This is a genomic window from Streptomyces galbus, from assembly GCF_005280195.1.
Taxonomy (GTDB): domain Bacteria; phylum Actinomycetota; class Actinomycetes; order Streptomycetales; family Streptomycetaceae; genus Streptomyces; species Streptomyces galbus.
Genome location: NZ_SZPR01000036.1, coordinates 24,832 through 41,027 on the forward strand (window position 1 = coordinate 24,832; position 16,196 = coordinate 41,027).

Here is a 16,196-nt window from a genome sequence, read left to right on the forward strand (position 1 = left end):
CGGCTACCGGTGGCGGCCCAAGGTCGACTCGCGCACGACCAGGTCGTGGCCCGGCCGCAGGCGTCGTGGCCCGGCCTCGGCCGAGTCCGTCAGGCGGGAGATGACGCAGTTGACGGCCTGGCGGGCGATGGCCTGCTTGTCGGGGGCGACCGTGGTCAGGGTGATGGCCCCGAAACGGCTCTCCTCGATGTCGTCGAACCCCACCACCGCGACGTCCTGCGGGACACGCAGCCCGCGTTCGCCGAGGACCCGCATGGCGCCGATCGCCTGGAGGTCGTTGTAGGCGAAGACCGCGTCGGGCCGTACGCCGCGGTCGAGGAGCGTGGCCATGGCCTGGGCGCCGTCCGCCCGGCCGTAGCCGTCGGTGGGGGCCACCAGCGAGTCGTCGTGCGGCAGTCCGGCCGCGGACAGCTCCTCGCGCCAGCCCCGCAGGCGCAGGTGGGCCGGCTGGCGGGCGCTCTCCGCGCGGGCGCCGAGGAACGCGATCCGCTGGCGCCCGATGGCGATCAGGTGGCGCACCGCGCTGCGCGCCGCGGCCACGTTGTCGATCGCGATGTGGTCGTAGGGTGCGTCGTACTCGCGCTCCCCGAGCAGGACGAGCGGTGAGGTGTCCGTGCGGCCGTGCAGGTCCTGGTTCTCCAGCTCGATCGGGGACAGGATCAGGCCGTCGATCACATGGGTCTGGAAGCCCTGGCAGACGAGCATCTCCTTCTCCCGCATACCGGCGGTGTGGTCGAGCAGCACCGTGTAGTGGTGGCGGGCCGCCGCGTCGATGACCGCGCTGGCCAGCTCGGCGAAGTAGGGGTTGCCGAGCTCGGGCACGGCCAGCGCGATGATCCCGGTCCGGCCCTTGCGCAGGTGGCGCGCGGTCAGGTTGGGGCGATAGCCGAGCTCGTCGATCGCCTGTTGGACGCGGGCCCGCATGGCGGGGGTGACGTGCGGATAGTCGTTGACGACGTTCGAGACGGTCTTGACCGAGACTCCCGCTCGTTGCGCGACGTCTTTGAGGCTGACGCCCACGGCGTTCCCTCCTTGTCGGGCCGGGCGCAGGTCCGCGACGGGTCCCGCGCTGCGGCGTGTGTCATCAGGTGCGGCGTGCCCGGGCAAGGTACCGCTGGGCCACGACCACCACGATGAGGAAGCCGCCGCTGACCACGGACTGGTAGGACGAGTTGAGCGAGCCTATCTGGTTGATCAGGTTCTGGATGACCGCGAGCAGCAGCACACCCCACAGGGTGCCGCTGACCGAGCCGGCCCCGCCGGTCAGCAGCGTGCCGCCGATGACGACCGCGGCGATCGCGTCCAGCTCCATGCCCGAGCCGATGATCGTCACCCCCGAGGAGAGCCGGGCGGCGTTCAGGGCGCCGGCGAAGCCCGCCAGCAGGCCGCTGACCAGGTAGACCAGGACCCGGGTGCGGGCCACCGGCAGGCCCATCAGGGTCGCCGCGTCGGCGCTGCCGCCCACCGCGAACAGCGACTGCCCGAACGAGGTGCGCTGCAACACCACCCCGCCCACGGCGAACAGCGCCAGCGCGACGAGCACCGGGTACCCGAAGCCGCCGACCGTGCCCTGGCCCAGCTCGGCGAAAGCCGAGTCGCGCGGCACCAGGTAGGTGGTGGCGCCCTCGTGGGTGAGGGCGAGCAGCAGGCCCCGGGCGCCCAGCAGGGTGGCCAGGGTGACGATGAACGGGGCCATGCCGGCGCGGGCGATCAGCAGGCCGTTCAGGGTGCCGATGGCGCCGCAGACGACCAGCGGCAGCAGCAGCGCGGCCCAGAAGCCGTACTGCGAGGCCCAGGCGGCCAGGACGCCGCCGAGCGCGAACACCGAACCGACCGACAGGTCGATGCCGCCGGTGATGATGACCAGCGTCATGCCCAGCGCGACGACGGCGATGAAGGACGCCTGGACGGCGACGTTCTGGGCGTTGTCGAGGGTGCCGAAGGACGGGAAGACGAACGTGGAGACCAGGACGAGGGCCACCAGCACGGCGAACGCGCCGTGCCGTTGCAGCAGCGAGGCGAACCGCTCCCGGCCGGTGGCGGAGGGGGCGGTGGCCTGCGTCGGGCGGGGCGGTGCCGGCAGGTTCGGGGCAGTGGTGAGTGACTTCATCGGGACCGACGCTCCCGGGCGACGTAGACGGCGACGAGGATGATGGCCGCCTGGGCCATCTGGGCGGTGGAGTCCGGCAGGTCGTGCTTGACCAGCGTGGCCCGCAGCAACTGCATCAGAAGCGCTCCGGTGACGGTGCCCAGCACCCGTACCGAGCCGCCGGTCAGCGGGGTGCCGCCGACCACCACCGCGGTGATCGCGGACAGCTCCATGAGATTGCCGAGCGCGGAGGGGTCGCTCGCGGTGAGCCGGGCGGTGGCCAGCACGCCGGCGAGGGCCGCGAGGACGCCGCACAGGACGTACACGCCGATCAGGACGCGGGTGACGGGCAGCCCGGCGAGCCGGGCGGCGGCCCGGTTGCCGCCCACCGCGACCAGTTGCCGGCCGAAGGTGGTGCGGTGGACGACCCCGGCCACCACCAGGGCGAGCACACCGGCGATCAGCACGACGTCGGGGATGCCCAGCACCTCTCCGCTGCCCAGCGCCAGCAGGTCCGCGTTCTCGATCTGCTTGAGCTGTCCGTCGGCCATCACCAGGGCGAGCCCCCGGCCGCCGACGAACAGCGCCAGGGTCGCCACGATGGGCTGCAGGCCCACCACCGCGACCAGGGTGCCGTTGACCGCGCCGACCACGACACCGGCCACCAGCGCCACGAGCAGGGCCGGGACGATGCCGTAGCCGAGGTAGAGCGGCAGCAGTGCCGTGGCCAGCGCCATCGTGGAGCCCACCGAGAGGTCCACGCCCTCGGTGCCGATGACCAGGGCCATGCCGAGCGCCACGATGACGACCGGGGCGACCTGCACCAACTGGGTGCGCAGGTTCGCGGCGGTCAGGAAGTGGTCGGTGAACGCGGCGTTGTAGACGAGCAGCGCGGCCACCGCGGTGTAGACGCCGTACTTCTGGAACCAGGCCGGTGCGGCGAGCCGGACCGCACGACGTCCCAGGGCCGGGGACAACTGGGTCATGGCTGCTCCTTGTCTGTGTGCGGCGCCGACGGCGGCGCGTCGACGCGTGGCTCGGAGGCGGACGGCCCGGGGGCGGACGGCCCGGACGTCGGCGGTCCGGACGCGGGCGGTCCGGACGCGGCCGGCTCGGAGGCGGGGGCGGAGGGCTCGGGGGTGTGGGCGGCCAGGGCGTCGAGCAGGTCGGCCTCGTTGACGAGGTCGCCGGCCAGCTCACCGGCCACCGCGCCGCCCCGCAGCACCACCAGCCGGTCGGCGCCCTCCACCAGCTCCTCGACGTCCGAGGAGATCAGCAGCACGGCGAGCCCCTCCTGCGCGAGTTCGTCGATGAGGGCCTGCACCTCCGCCTTGGCGCCGACGTCGATGCCACGGGTGGGCTCGTCCAGCAGGAGCACCTTGGGCTCCAGGCACAGCCACCGGGCCAGCAGCACCTTCTGCTGGTTGCCGCCGGACAGCTCCTCCACCTTCTGCTCGGGACCTGACGCCTTGATCCGCAGCCGCTCCATGAAGATCTCCACGATGCGGTCCTGCTGCTTGCGGGAGACGATCCCGGACCGGGACAGGCGGGGCATCGCGGCCAGCACGATGTTCTCCCGCACCGACAGGCCCGGCACGATGCCCTCGGCCTTGCGGTCCTCGCTCAGCAGGCTGATACCGGCGCGGATCGCCGCGGCGGGCGACAGGCGGCGCAGCTCCCGGCCCCCCACCGACACCGTGCCGGAGTCCAGCGGCAGGGCACCCGCCAGGGCCTTGGCGGTCTCCGTGCGCCCGGACCCCAACAGGCCGCCCAGACCGAGGACTTCACCCGGCCTCAGGTGCAGCGACACCTCGTCCAGGAGGTGACGGCGACTCAGTCCTTCCGCGGTGAGGACCGGTTCGCGGGCGGCGTCGTGCGCGCCACCGAACCGGGTGACGCCGTGCCGCCGCACCTCGGACACCTCGCGCCCGAGCATCATCGAGACGAGCTGCGTGCGGTCGAGCCCGGCGAGGTCGCCGGTGTGCACCAGCCGCCCGTCGCGCAGCACGGTGACCCGCTCGCAGATCCGGTACAGCTCGTCCATGCGGTGGCTGACGTAGAGGATGGCGATGTCCCGGCTGTGCAGGTCCTCGATGACCCGGAACAGGGTCTCCACCTCGCGCGGTTCGAGCGCGGAGGTCGGTTCGTCCATCACCACCACCCGGGCCTGCACCGAGACCGCCCGGGCCAGGGCCACCATCTGCTGGGTGCCCACGCCCAGGGTGTTCAGAGGGCGGCGGACGTCCGCCGTCACGCCGAAGTCGGCCAGCAGGTCGGCCGCCTCCCGGTGCATACGGGGGAAGTCGATCAGGCGCAGCCGGTTCCTGGGCTCGCGGCCCAGGAAGATGTTCCGCGCCACGCTCATCATCGGGACGAGGTTGACTTCCTGGTAGATCGTGGACACGCCCGCCTGCTGCGCCTCGTGCGGCCGGGCGAACGACACCGGCTCCCCGCCCAGGCGCAGCTCGCCGCTGTCGGGGCGGTGCACGCCGGTGAGGACCTTGATCAGGGTGGACTTGCCGGCGCCGTTCTCGCCCACCAGGGCGTGGATCTCGCCGCGGCGCAGGGTCAGGGAGACGTCGTCGAGCGCGACCACGCCCGCGAAGCGCTTGCCCACGCCGACGGCCTCGAGGACGGCGGGTGGCGCGGCGCCGTCGGCGCCCGGGTGCGGTGTGGCGATGGCCGCTTCGGATGGTGCCATGGGTTCGACCTTCCCTCGGTGGGTCAGCGGGGAGCGGGCCGCCCCGGTCGTGAGCGGCCCGGCAGCCTGAGGGTCCGTCAGTACGCTCCGGACAGCGAGCTCTTGGCGTTGGACGCGTCGTAGGCGCGGTCGGAGATGATGACGTTCTCCGGGATGGCCCCGCCGTCGAAGAACTTCTGCGCGGTGGCGAAGGCCAGCGGCCCGAACCGCGGGTTGGACTCGATCACCCCGTTGTACTGCCCGTTGGCCAGCGCCTGGACGGCGTTGCGGGTCCCGTCGATGGAGATGATCTTGACGTCCTTGCCGGGCTGCTTGCCGGCGCCCTTGAGGGCCGTGACGGCGCCCAGGCCCATCTCGTCGTTCTCCGCGTACACGGCGGTGATGTCCGGCTTGGACTGGATGAGCTGCTCCATCACCTGCTGGCCCTTGTCCCGGGCGAACTCGCCGGTCTGCTGGGCCACGATCTGCAGGCCGGGGGCCTTGGCCTTGAGCTGGTCGACGAATCCCTTGGTGCGGTCGGTGGTGACGTTGTTGCCCGAGGAGCCGAGCAGGATCGCGACCTTGCCCTTGCCGCCGGTCACCTTGATCATCGCGTCCGCCGCGCGCTTGCCCTGTTCGACGAAGTCGGAGCCCAGGAAGGCCACGTAGTCCTTGCAGGCGGTGGCGTTGAGCTTGCGGTCGATGGTGATCACGGGCACATGCTTGGCCGCGGCCGCCTGCAGCGCGGGCTCCAGGCCGTCGGAGTTCAGCGGCGCCACGATGAGCAGTTGCGCGCCCTGGGCCAGCATGTCCTGGATGTCGCTGATCTGCTTGGGCAGCTGGGACTGGGCGTTGGTGGTGAGCAGCTTCTTGACGCCCAGCTTGGCGGCCTCGTCCTTGATGGACTGCGTCTCGGCGATACGGAAGGGGTTGGCCTCCTTCTCGGACTGCGAGAAGCCGACGACCGCGTTCTTCAGGTCGATCTTGGTGGCGCCGTACGTCTTGAGGGTGCAGCCGGTGCCCGGGTCGGCGGACGGGGTCTGCACGACCTGGGCGCCCTGGCCGGTGTCGGAGGAGGCCTTGTCGTCGCCCTCCTCCTTGGCGCAGCCGGCGGCGAGGACGACGGTGGCGGCGAGGCAGGCGGCGGTGACGAGACGGGATCTGCGCGAGGTGGTCATGGTGGTGCGGCTCCTTGCGTGGTGGGGCGTCTGTGGGGCGGCGGGGCCGACGACGCGGCGACAGCGTGGCGACGTCGTACGGCCGGCCGCGGGTGCCGCGGTGCGGGACGCGGCGTGCTGGGCTGCTGAGGGGGCGGGGCGGAGGGGGAGGTCCCCGGAGCGGGCCGGGGACCTCCCTCACGGGGTCACCGCCCGGTGGGTGCGGTGGGTTCGCGGGCGGCCAGGGAGGCCACCTCGGCCGCGCTCAGGGCACGGTCGTAGGCGTGGACGTCGGCGAGCGCGCCGGCCCAGTGGTCGACCGGGGCGCCGTTGTACTTGCCGCGCCCGATCACCAGGTTCCCGGCGGGCACCTCCGCGTTGCAGGCGCGGGTGGAGCCCGCCTCGGTGCCGTCCACGTAGACCCGCAGGGTGCCGTCGCGGTGGCTGTAACTGCCCACCAGGTGGTACCACTTGCCGGTCTGCGGCTCACCGATGGTGTTCGCCAGCGCGCGGCTGCCCGCGAAGCTGAACGCGAACCGCTTGTCGGCCTGCGCGTACTGCAGGTAGAAGACGCTGTTCCGGTCGCCGTCGAGGGACACCGCGGTGCTGAAGTGGCCCTTGTCGTCGAGCCGGACCCACGCGGCCACCGAGTAGTCGCCCTTCTCGGTGTCCAGGACGGGCGCGCCGGCGTCGACGTAGCCGGTGCTGCCGTCGAGCTGGACCGCGCCGCCGTGGGGGCCGGCGGTCCAGGTCGCGCCGCCCTTGAGGGTGCCGTCGTGGCCACCCGCGACGTCGTCGGCGACCGTGCCGGACTGCTGGTGCAGCGGCCACCAGGACACTCCGGACAGGCCCGGGGTGCCCGGCGGGACGTCGGTCCCGCCCGACGCGGCACCGGCGGCGATCACCTGCCGGTTGATGTCCCGGACCGGGCCGGGCAGGACCTTGACCACCTTGCGGTCGTAGGTGAGCAGGCCGTTCAGCTCGCCCTCCACGTCGGTGATCTGGGTGTAGACCGAACCGGAGAGCCCGCAGGAGGCGCGCTGGATCAGCTTCCTGGTGTTCTCCACGTACGCCTTGGTCAGCTCCTCGGTGCTGGTGGCGGCGTCGCCGTAGTCCTGGCCGCCGGCGGTGCCGAGGATGTGGCCGGGAACGACGTACGAGTAGCCGCCGTGCTCCCCGTCGACCGCGGCGCGGGCGGCGTCGGGAGCCGGGTTGGCCGGACCGTGGTAGTCGTGCCAGTCGATGACGTCACCGCGGCCGGAATCGCCCTTGGAGGCACAGCAGTTGACTCCCGAGTGGGCGTCCACCAGACGGGACGGGTCCTGCTTCTTCACCGCGTCGGCCAGCTCACCGGTGGCGGACTTGCTCCATTCGCCCCAGCCCTCGTTCATGATCGTCCACATGACGATCGACGGGGTGCTGAGGTGCTGGTCGACGATCTCGTGGGCCTGGTCGATCCAGGTCTGCGTCTCCGGTGTGCCCGCCGCGGCCGTCATGCGGCTCGGCATGTCCTGCCACACCATCAGGCCGAGCCGGTCGGCCCAGTAGTACCAGCGTGCGGGCTCCACCTTGATGTGCTTGCGCACCGCGTTGAAGCCGAGCTTCTTGTGCTCCACCAGGTCGGACTTCAGGGCCTCGTCGGTGGGCGCGGTGTACAGGCCGTCCGGCCAGAACCCCTGGTCCAGGGTGGACATCACGAAGGTGGGCCTGCCGTTGAGGAGGATCTTGTTCACGCCGCCGACCGGCGCGACCTCGATCGACCTCATGCCGAAGTAGGAAGCGACCCGGTCCTTGCCGGAGCGTCCGCCGTCGACGGTCACCTTCAGGTCGTACAGGTAGGGGTCGTCCGGGCTCCACAGGTGCGGCTTCTTGACCGGGACGCGCAGCGCGGTGCCGACCCGGCCGGTGACCGAGCCCACGGGCCGCTTCCCGGCGTAGGCGGTGGCGGTGACCTTCGCGGTCCCGGGAGTGGTCGCGGTGGGGCGGACGGTCACGGAGAGCGAGTCGTCCTTCAGGTCCGGGGTGAGGACCAGGGAGTCGACGGCCGCCTCGGGGACCGGCTCCATCCAGACGGTCTGCCAGATGCCGCTGGTCGGTGTGTACCAGATGCCGCTCGGAGCGGCCGACTGCTTGCCCACGGCGTACTTGTCGTCCGTGGTGTCCTTCACCTTCACCAGCAGCGTCTGCTGCCCGCGCCGGGACAGGGCGTCGGTGATGTCGGCGCTGAACTCCTCGTAGCCGCCGACGTGGTGGGCGACCTGCTTGCCGTTGACGTAGATCCACGTCTCGTGGTCCACGGCACCGAAGTTGAGCCGCAGCCGGTTGCCCGATCCCACCTTCCAGCCGTGCGGCACGGTGAAGGTGCGCTGGTACAGCGACCAGTCGTGGTGCCGGGCCACACCGGACAGACCCGACTCCATCGGGTACGGCACCAGGATCTTCCCGGTGAGCTTCCCGGTGGGGAGCGCGGCGTCCTGCGCGGTCGCCTGGAACTGCCAGGTGCCGTTCAGGTTCTGCCAGTTCTTGCGGGTGAGCTGCGGCCGCGGGTACTCGGGCAGCGCGTTGTCGGCGGAGACGTCCTTGGCCCACGGGGTGGCGAAGTACCAGGTGGAGTCGTTCTGCGCGACGACGGAGAACGGGCCGAGGCCGCCCTGCGCGGTGGTGATGCCGCCCTTGCCGTCGTAGCTGACCCGCACGTCGGCGTTCAGGGAGACGGGGGTGTCGTCCTTGCCGGCGGTGACCACGAGGGCCGCGGGGTTCTTGGGGTCCTTGGCCACCGTGGGGTGCCACAGGGTGCCCCCGGAGACCACGGCGAGGTGCGCGGCCGCGTCGGCGGGCACGGACGCCAGGGCGGAGGGGAGCTCGACGGTGGCGGTCCGCCCGGTCCTGCCGACCGTGGCCTTGGCGTCGGCCGGGGCGAAGCCGGCCGGCAGGTGCAGTGCCGAGTCCGGCAGCGGCCGGCGGGCGAAGCCGGGGCCCGACCACTCGGTGTGCAGGTAGGCGCCGCCGTTGCCCTGGTTGTAGTCGACCACCAGGTCGTGCAGTCCGGCGGTCAGGGTGATCGCCTCGGAGGTGGTCTGGACGTCCCAGTCGGTGGTCCAGTGGTTGATCACACTGGTCCCGTCGAGGGACATCCGGAAGCCGTTGTCGCCCTTGATGTAGAAGGTGTAGGCGCCGTCCGCGGGCACCTCCAGCCGGCCGGTCCAGCGCACGGCGACGTTGTCGGTGGTGCCGGCGTACGTGCGCAGGGTGGGCAACAGGTCGTCGACGTGGAGGGAGTTGTCGATGCGGGTGCCGGTGTACGACGCGAAGTCCAGTGCCGTGGCGCTGGACATCCGGTAGTAGTCGCCGCGCAGGCCGAGGCCGTCGGCGGCGGCCGGGGCCGGGGAAGCCGCCGTCGGCGCGGCACCGGCCGGGGCCGGCGTCAGCAACGCGGCTCCCAGCAACAGCGGCAGCAGCACGACGAGTCGGCCGCGGACACGACCTAGGAGGGGTATTCGGGTTCTGCCTGGGCTCATGCTCACCCTTTCCGCGACGGGAAACGCTCACGCCTGAACCTGGTGCGCCGGACGACGCTCCGCAGCAGACAGGACCGCCGGGAGCACCGGGAGCTGGCTTGTATAACGTTGGAAAAATCGGCGCGGGCAGCATGAAAGCAGGGGCCCGGGAACCTGTCCAGACCCTGTGCACGGACAAGTTGGTGGCACTTCGCGGGGTGTTTAGTCCCCTGAGGGGGGCGGGGACCGCACAGATCTGGACACGGCCACACCGGGCGTGCTGTCATGAGGCCCGTACCGGTTTCCAACGTTGTAGAGCGGGTGATGTCGTGCCTGTCCAGGGCGTTGACCGTTCCGCCCGCGTCGCCGGTCCTGGCGCGCGGTGCCCGTACGGGTACGACTGACGGCACTGCCGCCGACCGGCGTGCTTCCGGGTACCGGTGGGAACGCCCAGGTCGGGACCCGGTCCGCGGTGAACGCGTCACCCGACCGGAGCGGGCACAGGATGTCGGGTGCGGCCGCCTCGGCCCCTCCTAAGGTGAGGGGAAAGAGGAGGTCAGGGGTGCTGGAACGGCTGAACGAGGCCATGGAGCACATCGAGCGTCACCTCGGCGGGGACGTCGACGTGTCGGCGCTGGCGCGGATCACGCTCACGTCGGAGTACCACTTCAGGCGACTGTTCTCGTCACTGGCCGGGATGCCGCTCTCGGAGTACGTCCGCCGGCGCCGGCTCACCGTCGCGGCGGCGGACGTGCTGGACGGCGACGGGACCCTGCTGGAGGTCGCGCTCCGCCACGGCTACGGCTCGGCGGAGGCGTTCGCCCGGGCGTTCCGCGCCGTCCACGGTGTCGGCCCGGGGGAGGCGCGGCGGACCGGTGCCGCGGTGAACTCGCAACCCCGGCTGTCCTTCCGCCTCACCGTCGAAGGGAACAGCTCCATGCGCTACCGCATCGTGACGAAGGAAGCCTTCCGGGTCGTCGGCAAGAAGGCCCGGGTCCCGCTGGTGTACGAGGGGGTCAACCCGCACATCGCCGAGTTCCTCCGCGGCATCCCGCCGGAGACGACGCGGCGGATCACCGGCCTCTCCGACCAGGACCCCGAGGGGCTGGTGTCGGCGACCGTACGACTGTCGGACGACTTCGAGGAGGGCGGCGCACTCGACCACTACCACGCTGTGGTGACGGGGGCGGCCGACGTGCCCGCGGACCTCGACGTACTGGACTGCCCGGCCGGCACCTGGGCCGTGTTCGAGAACACCGGACCCTTCCCGCAGGCACTGCAGCAGATGTGGGCCGACGTGGCCGCCCACTGGGTCCCGTCCAACCCCTACGAGTACCGGCCGGGTCCGGAGATCCTGCGCACCCGGCCGTGCCGGGACGACCCGGCCCGGTCCGACGCGCAGTTGTGGATACCCGTGACCCGCACCGCCCCCCGCCCCGAGGTCGGACCGACCTGGGGTCGGATCGACCTGAGGCCCGATCGACCTGAGGTCAGATCGACCTGAGGACCCGGACTCGGTCGGCGAGGGCGCGCCGGGCGACGTCCGAGTCGTAGGCGATGGAGTCGAACTCGTGCGGGGCGCCGGGGTGCAGGTGGAACTCCACCGGCACCCCGGCCCGGCCGAGTTTCATGGCGTAGGCCGTGTCCTCGTCGCGGAACACGTCCAGTTGACCGACCTCGATGTAGGCGGGCGGCAGACCGGTGGCGTCCTCGAGCCGGGCCGGGGCCGCCGTCGCCGGGACGTCGGGCCCGCCCGCGGCCTCACCGAGCAGCGCCGGCCAGGCGGTGCGGCTGTCGTCGTAGGACCACAGCAGGTAGGGCGCGATGTGCGGGTCGGGGGTGCCGGTGCGGTCGTCGAGCATCGGCATGAGCAGGATCTGGCGCGCGATCCCCGGGCCGCCGCGTTCACGGGCGAGGATCGTCAGCGCCGCCGCCATGCCACCCCCGGCGCTGTCGCCCATCACCCCGATCCGTCGCGGGTCGACGCCGAGTTCGGCGGCGTGCCCGTGCAGCCAGCGCAGCGCCGCGTAGGCGTCCTCCAGCGGAGTGGGAAAGGGGTGTTCGGGGGCCCGGCGGTACTCGACCGACAGCATCGGCACGCCGCTGGCGGAGACGTAGCGGGCGACGGGCCCGTCGAACAGGTCGATGTGGCCGAAGATGTACCCGCCGCCGTGGAAGAACAGCACGGCGGCGCCCACGTCCGCGCCTTCCTTGGCGTACCAGCGCATCCTGATCCGGGCGCCGTCGTCCGCGGTCGCGTGGTGCTCGCTGGTCACGACGTCGGCCGGGATCGGCTGCGCCGTCCCCGCGGCGCCGATGATCGGCTCCCACAGGGCGCGGCGGGCCGCGACGTCGCCCACCGCCGGTGGGGTGGCCGCCGCCATCGCACCGGCCATCGGGGCCAGCGCCGCGGCGATCTCGAGGTCCAGGCTGAGTGCCATGGCCCTGTCCTTTCGGTGGAGGTGTCAGACGGCGGACGGGACGACGACGACCTTGCCGTGCACGCCGCCCTCGGCGGCCCGGGCGTGCAGCGCGGGCAGCTCGGCGAGCGGCAGGCGCTCGGCGACGTCGACGCGCAGCTCGTCACGGTCGACCGACGCCACGAGCTCGGCCAGTTGGCCGGCGTCGCTGCGGACGAACAGGTCGATGCCGCGCACCCCGCGCTCCTCGTCGCTCGGGGCGGGCATCCACACCGTGGTGTTCACGAGGACGCCGCCGGGCTTGACCAGGGTGAGCAGCGCGGCCAGTTCGGCCGGGTCGACCGGGGCCAGGTTGAGCGCGAGGTCGACCGGCTCGGTCACCGCCGCGGTCAGGCCGGTGGTGGTGTGGTCGACGACCTCGTCGGCGCCGGCGGCCCTGACCGCTTCGCCGCTGCGGGGGCTGGCCGTGGCGATGACATGGGCACCGGCGCTCTTGGCCAGCTGGACGGCGTAGCCGCCCACCGCGCCGCCGGCGCCGTTGACCAGCACGCGCTGCCCGGCCGCCAGCCCGCCGTGCTCGAACAGTGCCTGGTACGCGGTCAGGCCCACCAGGGGCAGCGCGGCGGCGTCGGCCAGGGGGACGCTCTTGGGCGCCGCCGTCAGCACCTCGGCCGGCGCGAGGACGTACTCGGCGGCGGCCCCCGGGCCGTTCATCGGCAGGAAGCCGACGACGTCGTCGCCGATCGCCACGCCCTCGACGCCCTCACCGAGCGCGTCGACCGTGCCCGCGACGTCGATACCGGGGGTGTGGGGCAGCGCCACCGGGATGGGGCCCTGCATGAAGCCGCCGCGGATGTTGGCGTCGACGGGGTTGAACGAGGTCGCCGCGACGCGGACGCGGACCTCGCCGGGGCCGGGGACGGGTTGTTCCACGTCCTCGTGACGCAGGACGCCGGGGTCGCCGTACTCGTGGAAACGCACTGCCTTCATGTCGGTTCACACCTTCACTGCGGTTGGAGTTGGAGCTGGAGGTTGGAGGTGGAGCGGGGGCCGGGGGTGCTGCGTGCTGCAGCGGCCCGGTTACTTCGAATTCGAAGCAACTGATGAGGAGACTACCTCTGCTTCGAATTCGAAGCAAGTGGGGTCGGTCATCGCCGGTGCGCGCGCATCGCCGCCGCCAGTTCGGAGGCGGCTCGGTCGATGCGGGCGTGCAGGCCGTCCCCGTCCCCGCTCTCGTCCCCGTCGCCGGGAGCCGTGGGCTGCCGGTCGGAGGGATCGGTGGGGACGGAGGGGTCGGCGGGGCCGGCTGGGTCGGTGGGGACGGAGGGGTCGGCGGGGCCGGCGAAGACGGTCGTGGGCACCGGGCGCGTGTGCACGTCGGTCAGCCGTCCACGCACGACCCGTACGAGGCCGGGCGGCCGGCGCCACGAGCTGCTGCTGAGCGCGAGGAGCACCGGCATGCCCGAGAGGACCCCGTCCCCGAGGACGGCGAAGAACGCGTCGAACACCTCGCTCGGCGACGCGGCCACCACCGGGGTCGCCACCACCAGTCCGTCGGCCGCCACGACCGCGGCGATCGCCTCGCGCAGGTCGAGGCCGACGCGGCCGTGGGTGGTGTGGTGGGCGAGGTCGACCGCGAGCCGGTGCAGCTCCACCACTTCCACGTCGGCCCGCGCGCCGCCGGCCGCCAGCGCCCGGCACACGGCCTCCGCGACGCGGTCCGCGAGCAGGCGCGTCGGCCCCGGACGGCCGACACCGGCGCTCACGACGGCCAGGGCCACCGGGCTCCACGCGGCGGTGCTCACCCCGGTCCCGGGGTCACGCCGCGCCCACCGGCCGCCCCGGCGTCGGGCGGGGCGCCGCCGGACCACTTGTGCTGCTGCTGGTCCTCACGGTGCGCGAGGCGGGGGATGCCCATGGCAGGTCCTCGGGATGTGCGGGCGGCGGCGCCGTCCTTCTTCCCCCCACCCTGCGTCGCAGCGCTGCCCGGTCTCCATGCGCCGCGGTGCTCAGTAGGGCTCAACGCTGCTCACCCAGGACGCCCGGGACCCTACGTCTCTTCGAATTCGAAGCAGTAGAATCCGGGCATGTCTCATGCGCCGCCGTCCCTCGATCCCGTGCAGCTCGGTGCCTACTTCGACCTCATCGAGGTGACCAGCCTGCTCCGGCACGCCGTCGAGCAGCAACTCCGCGAGAGCGGCGACCTGAGCTACGTGCAGTTCCAGCTCCTGGCCCGCCTCGGGGACTCGCCGACGGGCAGCCACCGCATGACCGACCTCGCCGACGGGGTGGTCTACAGCCGCAGCGGACTGACGTACCAGGTGGGCCTGCTCGAGAAGGAGGGACTCGTCGTCCGCGCTCCCTCGCCGGACGACGAGCGGAGCGTCACCGTCACCCTCACCGACGCCGGGCGTGAGCTGCTCGCGAAGGTGCTGCCCGGGCATGTCGAGGTGGTCAGCGGCCTCCTGTTCGCGCCGCTCTCGCACGACGAGGTCAGCGCCCTCGCCGGCCTGCTGGCGCCGGTACGCGAGCACATGCGCGCGACGCCGCCCCGCTCGGCCGCGTCGCGCCGCCGCAAGGGTGGGGCATAGGCGCGGCGGGCGCGGGGCGCGAAGCGCAGGGCGGGCCACGGGGGCGGCGGCGGTCCGGGAGGCCCCTGTCGGCCCAGTAGGGCCCTACTAGCCCTGTCGACCTGCCGACCCTGTCGGCCCTGTCAGCTCTGTCGGCGTGCGAAGTGCGCCGGTGTCTCCCCGTACTGCCTTCTGAACGCGCGGATGAAGTGGCTGCTGTCGGTGAAGTGCCAGCGCGCGGCGGCCTCGGAGACGGTGAGGCGTGCTCCGCGAGCGGTCAGCGCCGCGGCTGCCTCCTCCAGGCGCCGACGGCGGATGTAGGTGCTGAACGACTCCTCTCCGCGCGCAAAGGCCCGTTGGAGGGTGCGCAGGGAGACGTGCAGGTGGGCGGCGACCGTGGCGGGGGAGAGGTCGGCGTCGGCGAGGCGGGCGTCGGCCAGGTCCCTGGCCGCCTGGGCCAGCGCCGGAGTGAAGGCGGGCTCACGGTCGTCGAAGTGGTCGAGGACCAGCCCCCTGGCCAGTTCGATCAGGGCGTTGCGGGACGCGTGCGCTGCGGCCGGGCCGAGGTGGCCCACGGTCCGCTGGACCATGGTGGTGTGCGCCATGAGGACCTGCGCCGCGGGCGAATCGGCCTGCCCCGCGCGGGGTCTGCCGGAGACCAGGGAGCGCAGGGCGTCGCCGGGAAAGATGAAGATGCGGTTGGCGCTGTCGGGCGTGGAGTGGAAGTGGTTCTCCTGCACGACGTGGTGCATGAAGTAGGTGCCGGCCGGCACGTGGGCGTCGCCGCCCTGGTCGTGCGGGTCCTCCAGGGTCAACGCGCCGCGCAGCCCGACGTAGAGCCTGATGTGGTCGTGCTCGTGCGTACCGACGGCCCGGGTGCTCAAGGACGAGGAGCCCTGGAACTCGTTGACCGCGGTGTCCTCCAGGGTCACCGAGCGCATCGTCCCCCGGAAGCCCTCGACCGTGGCGGCGCTGAACTCCGGCAGCGGGTACAGGTCCCCCATGCGGTCGGTCCAGGTGTCGGTGAACGACTCCCACGTCTCGCGGCCGCTGCCCGTGGAGTCGGCGTCGACGGTGAACGTACCCACTCGGCCGCCCGGACCCAGGAATCGCGGTCTGCTGCTCATGTGTCCTCCGCGCCGGTGAACGTGTCGCCGGTGTCCCATCTGGTGTCGCCAACGTACATGCTTTCTCCGTGGGGCCGTTCCTACCCTTGGCGTACCGCGACGTAAATGATCTACCGCCGCCTGAGACGAGGACCGCGATGCTTCCCGACGACGACCTGTCCCGATCGCTGACCGTGGCCGACCCCGACGACCCCGGCACGACGTACGTCTCACTCGTGGGCAACACGTACGCCATGCTGGTCACCGGTGAGCAGACCAACGGCCGGTACTGCCTGATCGACATGCGTGTGCCCGACGGGGGCGGGCCGCCGCCGCACCGGCACGACTTCGAGGAGATGTTCACGATCCTCGAGGGCGAGATCGAGTTCACCTTCCGCGGCGAGAAGCACACGGTGCGGGCCGGGTCCACGATCAACGTCCCGGCCAACGCCCCGCACCACTTCCGCAACGTCTCCGGTGCGCCGGCCCGCATGCTGTGCATGTGCACCCCCGCGGGGCAGGACGAGTACTTCCTGCGCATCGGCGACGTCGTCGAGGGCAAGGACGCGCCGCCGCCGCGGCTGTCGGACGAGGAGCTCGCCGAACGCCGCCGCCGCGCGGCCGAGTTGGCCTCCACCTACCGAAGCGAGTTCCTGTAGCCCGCGGGGCCGGCACGA

General features: G+C 72.3%; 13 protein-coding genes. 3 read left to right on the forward strand and 10 right to left on the reverse strand.

Translation table 11 applies throughout. The annotated features are described in order from the left end of the window. Positions 1-3 precede the first annotated feature (3 nt). The 6 genes from E4U92_RS33475 to E4U92_RS33500 form a co-directional block, all read right to left on the reverse strand. The gene (locus E4U92_RS33475; protein ID WP_137304209.1) at positions 4-1,020 is read right to left on the reverse strand and encodes a LacI family DNA-binding transcriptional regulator; all 1,017 of its coding nucleotides are present in this window, start codon (positions 1,018-1,020) and stop codon (positions 4-6) included. A 64-nt stretch (positions 1,021-1,084) separates the two neighbouring features. Continuing rightward, positions 1,085-2,110 carry an ABC transporter permease gene (locus tag E4U92_RS33480; protein WP_137304210.1) on the reverse strand — a complete coding sequence of 342 codons (1,026 nt, stop codon included), beginning with the start codon at positions 2,108-2,110 and terminating at the stop codon, positions 1,085-1,087. Next, positions 2,107-3,075, reverse strand: a complete 969-nt coding sequence (locus E4U92_RS33485) for an ABC transporter permease (RefSeq protein WP_137304211.1) — start codon at positions 3,073-3,075, stop codon at positions 2,107-2,109. Before E4U92_RS33485 ends, E4U92_RS33480 begins: the two co-directional genes overlap by 4 nt. After that, complete coding sequence (locus E4U92_RS33490) at positions 3,072-4,790, reverse strand: sugar ABC transporter ATP-binding protein (RefSeq protein ID WP_137304212.1); 1,719 nt, start codon at positions 4,788-4,790, stop codon at positions 3,072-3,074. The genes E4U92_RS33485 and E4U92_RS33490 overlap by 4 nt, the downstream gene beginning before the upstream one ends. A 77-nt stretch (positions 4,791-4,867) precedes the next feature. Next, entirely contained in the window at positions 4,868-5,947 is a 1,080-nt protein-coding gene (locus E4U92_RS33495; protein ID WP_137304213.1) for an ABC transporter substrate-binding protein, read from the reverse strand. Between the two features lie 185 nt (positions 5,948-6,132). Further along, on the reverse strand, positions 6,133-9,444 hold the full coding sequence (locus E4U92_RS33500; protein ID WP_137304214.1) for a LamG-like jellyroll fold domain-containing protein: 3,312 nt from the start codon (positions 9,442-9,444) through the stop codon (positions 6,133-6,135). A gap of 541 nt (positions 9,445-9,985) precedes the next feature. On the opposite strand from E4U92_RS33500, the gene E4U92_RS33505 reads away from it, so the two are divergent. Continuing rightward, entirely contained in the window at positions 9,986-10,927 is a 942-nt protein-coding gene (locus E4U92_RS33505) for an AraC family transcriptional regulator (RefSeq protein WP_137304215.1), read from the forward strand. On the opposite strand, the gene E4U92_RS33510 is transcribed toward E4U92_RS33505, so the two are convergent. The 3 genes from E4U92_RS33510 to E4U92_RS33520 all read right to left on the reverse strand — a co-directional run bounded on the left by E4U92_RS33510 (position 10,914) and on the right by E4U92_RS33520 (position 13,648). Next, a complete protein-coding gene (locus E4U92_RS33510) occupies positions 10,914-11,864 on the reverse strand; it encodes an alpha/beta hydrolase (RefSeq protein ID WP_137304216.1) in 951 nt (316 codons plus the stop codon). The two genes, E4U92_RS33505 and E4U92_RS33510, sit on opposite strands and share 14 nt — an antisense overlap. A 24-nt stretch (positions 11,865-11,888) precedes the next feature. After that, complete coding sequence (locus tag E4U92_RS33515) at positions 11,889-12,833, reverse strand: NADP-dependent oxidoreductase (RefSeq protein WP_137304217.1); 945 nt, start codon at positions 12,831-12,833, stop codon at positions 11,889-11,891. 158 nt (positions 12,834-12,991) lie between these two features. Beyond that, the gene (locus tag E4U92_RS33520) at positions 12,992-13,648 is read right to left on the reverse strand and encodes an NAD(P)H-dependent oxidoreductase (protein WP_168725253.1); all 657 of its coding nucleotides are present in this window, start codon (positions 13,646-13,648) and stop codon (positions 12,992-12,994) included. Positions 13,649-13,930: 282 nt separating this feature from the next. Between E4U92_RS33520 and E4U92_RS33525 the strand changes: the two genes are divergently transcribed. Then, positions 13,931-14,434, forward strand: coding sequence for a MarR family winged helix-turn-helix transcriptional regulator (locus tag E4U92_RS33525; RefSeq protein ID WP_137304219.1), 504 nt, complete (start codon positions 13,931-13,933; stop codon positions 14,432-14,434). 122 nt (positions 14,435-14,556) lie between these two features. Here E4U92_RS33525 and E4U92_RS33530 read toward each other — a convergent pair whose 3' ends face one another. Next, the gene (locus E4U92_RS33530) at positions 14,557-15,540 is read right to left on the reverse strand and encodes a helix-turn-helix domain-containing protein (protein ID WP_229863333.1); all 984 of its coding nucleotides are present in this window, start codon (positions 15,538-15,540) and stop codon (positions 14,557-14,559) included. Positions 15,541-15,677: 137 nt separating this feature from the next. On the opposite strand from E4U92_RS33530, the gene E4U92_RS33535 reads away from it, so the two are divergent. After that, complete coding sequence (locus E4U92_RS33535; protein WP_137304220.1) at positions 15,678-16,178, forward strand: cupin domain-containing protein; 501 nt, start codon at positions 15,678-15,680, stop codon at positions 16,176-16,178. The last annotated feature ends 18 nt before the right edge of the window (positions 16,179-16,196 follow it).

Bases quoted from the DNA above. Each gene is read 5' to 3' on its own strand.
- E4U92_RS33480 (WP_137304210.1), bottom strand. From the start codon at position 2,110: ATGAAGTCACTCACCACTGCCCCGAACCTGCCGGCACCGCCCCGCCCG.
- E4U92_RS33485 (WP_137304211.1), bottom strand. From the start codon at position 3,075: ATGACCCAGTTGTCCCCGGCCCTGGGACGTCGTGCGGTCCGGCTCGCC.
- E4U92_RS33490 (WP_137304212.1), bottom strand. From the start codon at position 4,790: ATGGCACCATCCGAAGCGGCCATCGCCACACCGCACCCGGGCGCCGAC.
- E4U92_RS33495 (WP_137304213.1), bottom strand. From the start codon at position 5,947: ATGACCACCTCGCGCAGATCCCGTCTCGTCACCGCCGCCTGCCTCGCC.
- E4U92_RS33500 (WP_137304214.1), bottom strand. From the start codon at position 9,444: ATGAGCCCAGGCAGAACCCGAATACCCCTCCTAGGTCGTGTCCGCGGC.
- E4U92_RS33510 (WP_137304216.1), bottom strand. From the start codon at position 11,864: ATGGCACTCAGCCTGGACCTCGAGATCGCCGCGGCGCTGGCCCCGATG.
- E4U92_RS33515 (WP_137304217.1), bottom strand. From the start codon at position 12,833: ATGAAGGCAGTGCGTTTCCACGAGTACGGCGACCCCGGCGTCCTGCGT.
- E4U92_RS33525 (WP_137304219.1), top strand. From the start codon at position 13,931: ATGTCTCATGCGCCGCCGTCCCTCGATCCCGTGCAGCTCGGTGCCTAC.
- E4U92_RS33530 (WP_229863333.1), bottom strand. From the start codon at position 15,540: ATGAGCAGCAGACCGCGATTCCTGGGTCCGGGCGGCCGAGTGGGTACG.
- E4U92_RS33535 (WP_137304220.1), top strand. From the start codon at position 15,678: ATGCTTCCCGACGACGACCTGTCCCGATCGCTGACCGTGGCCGACCCC.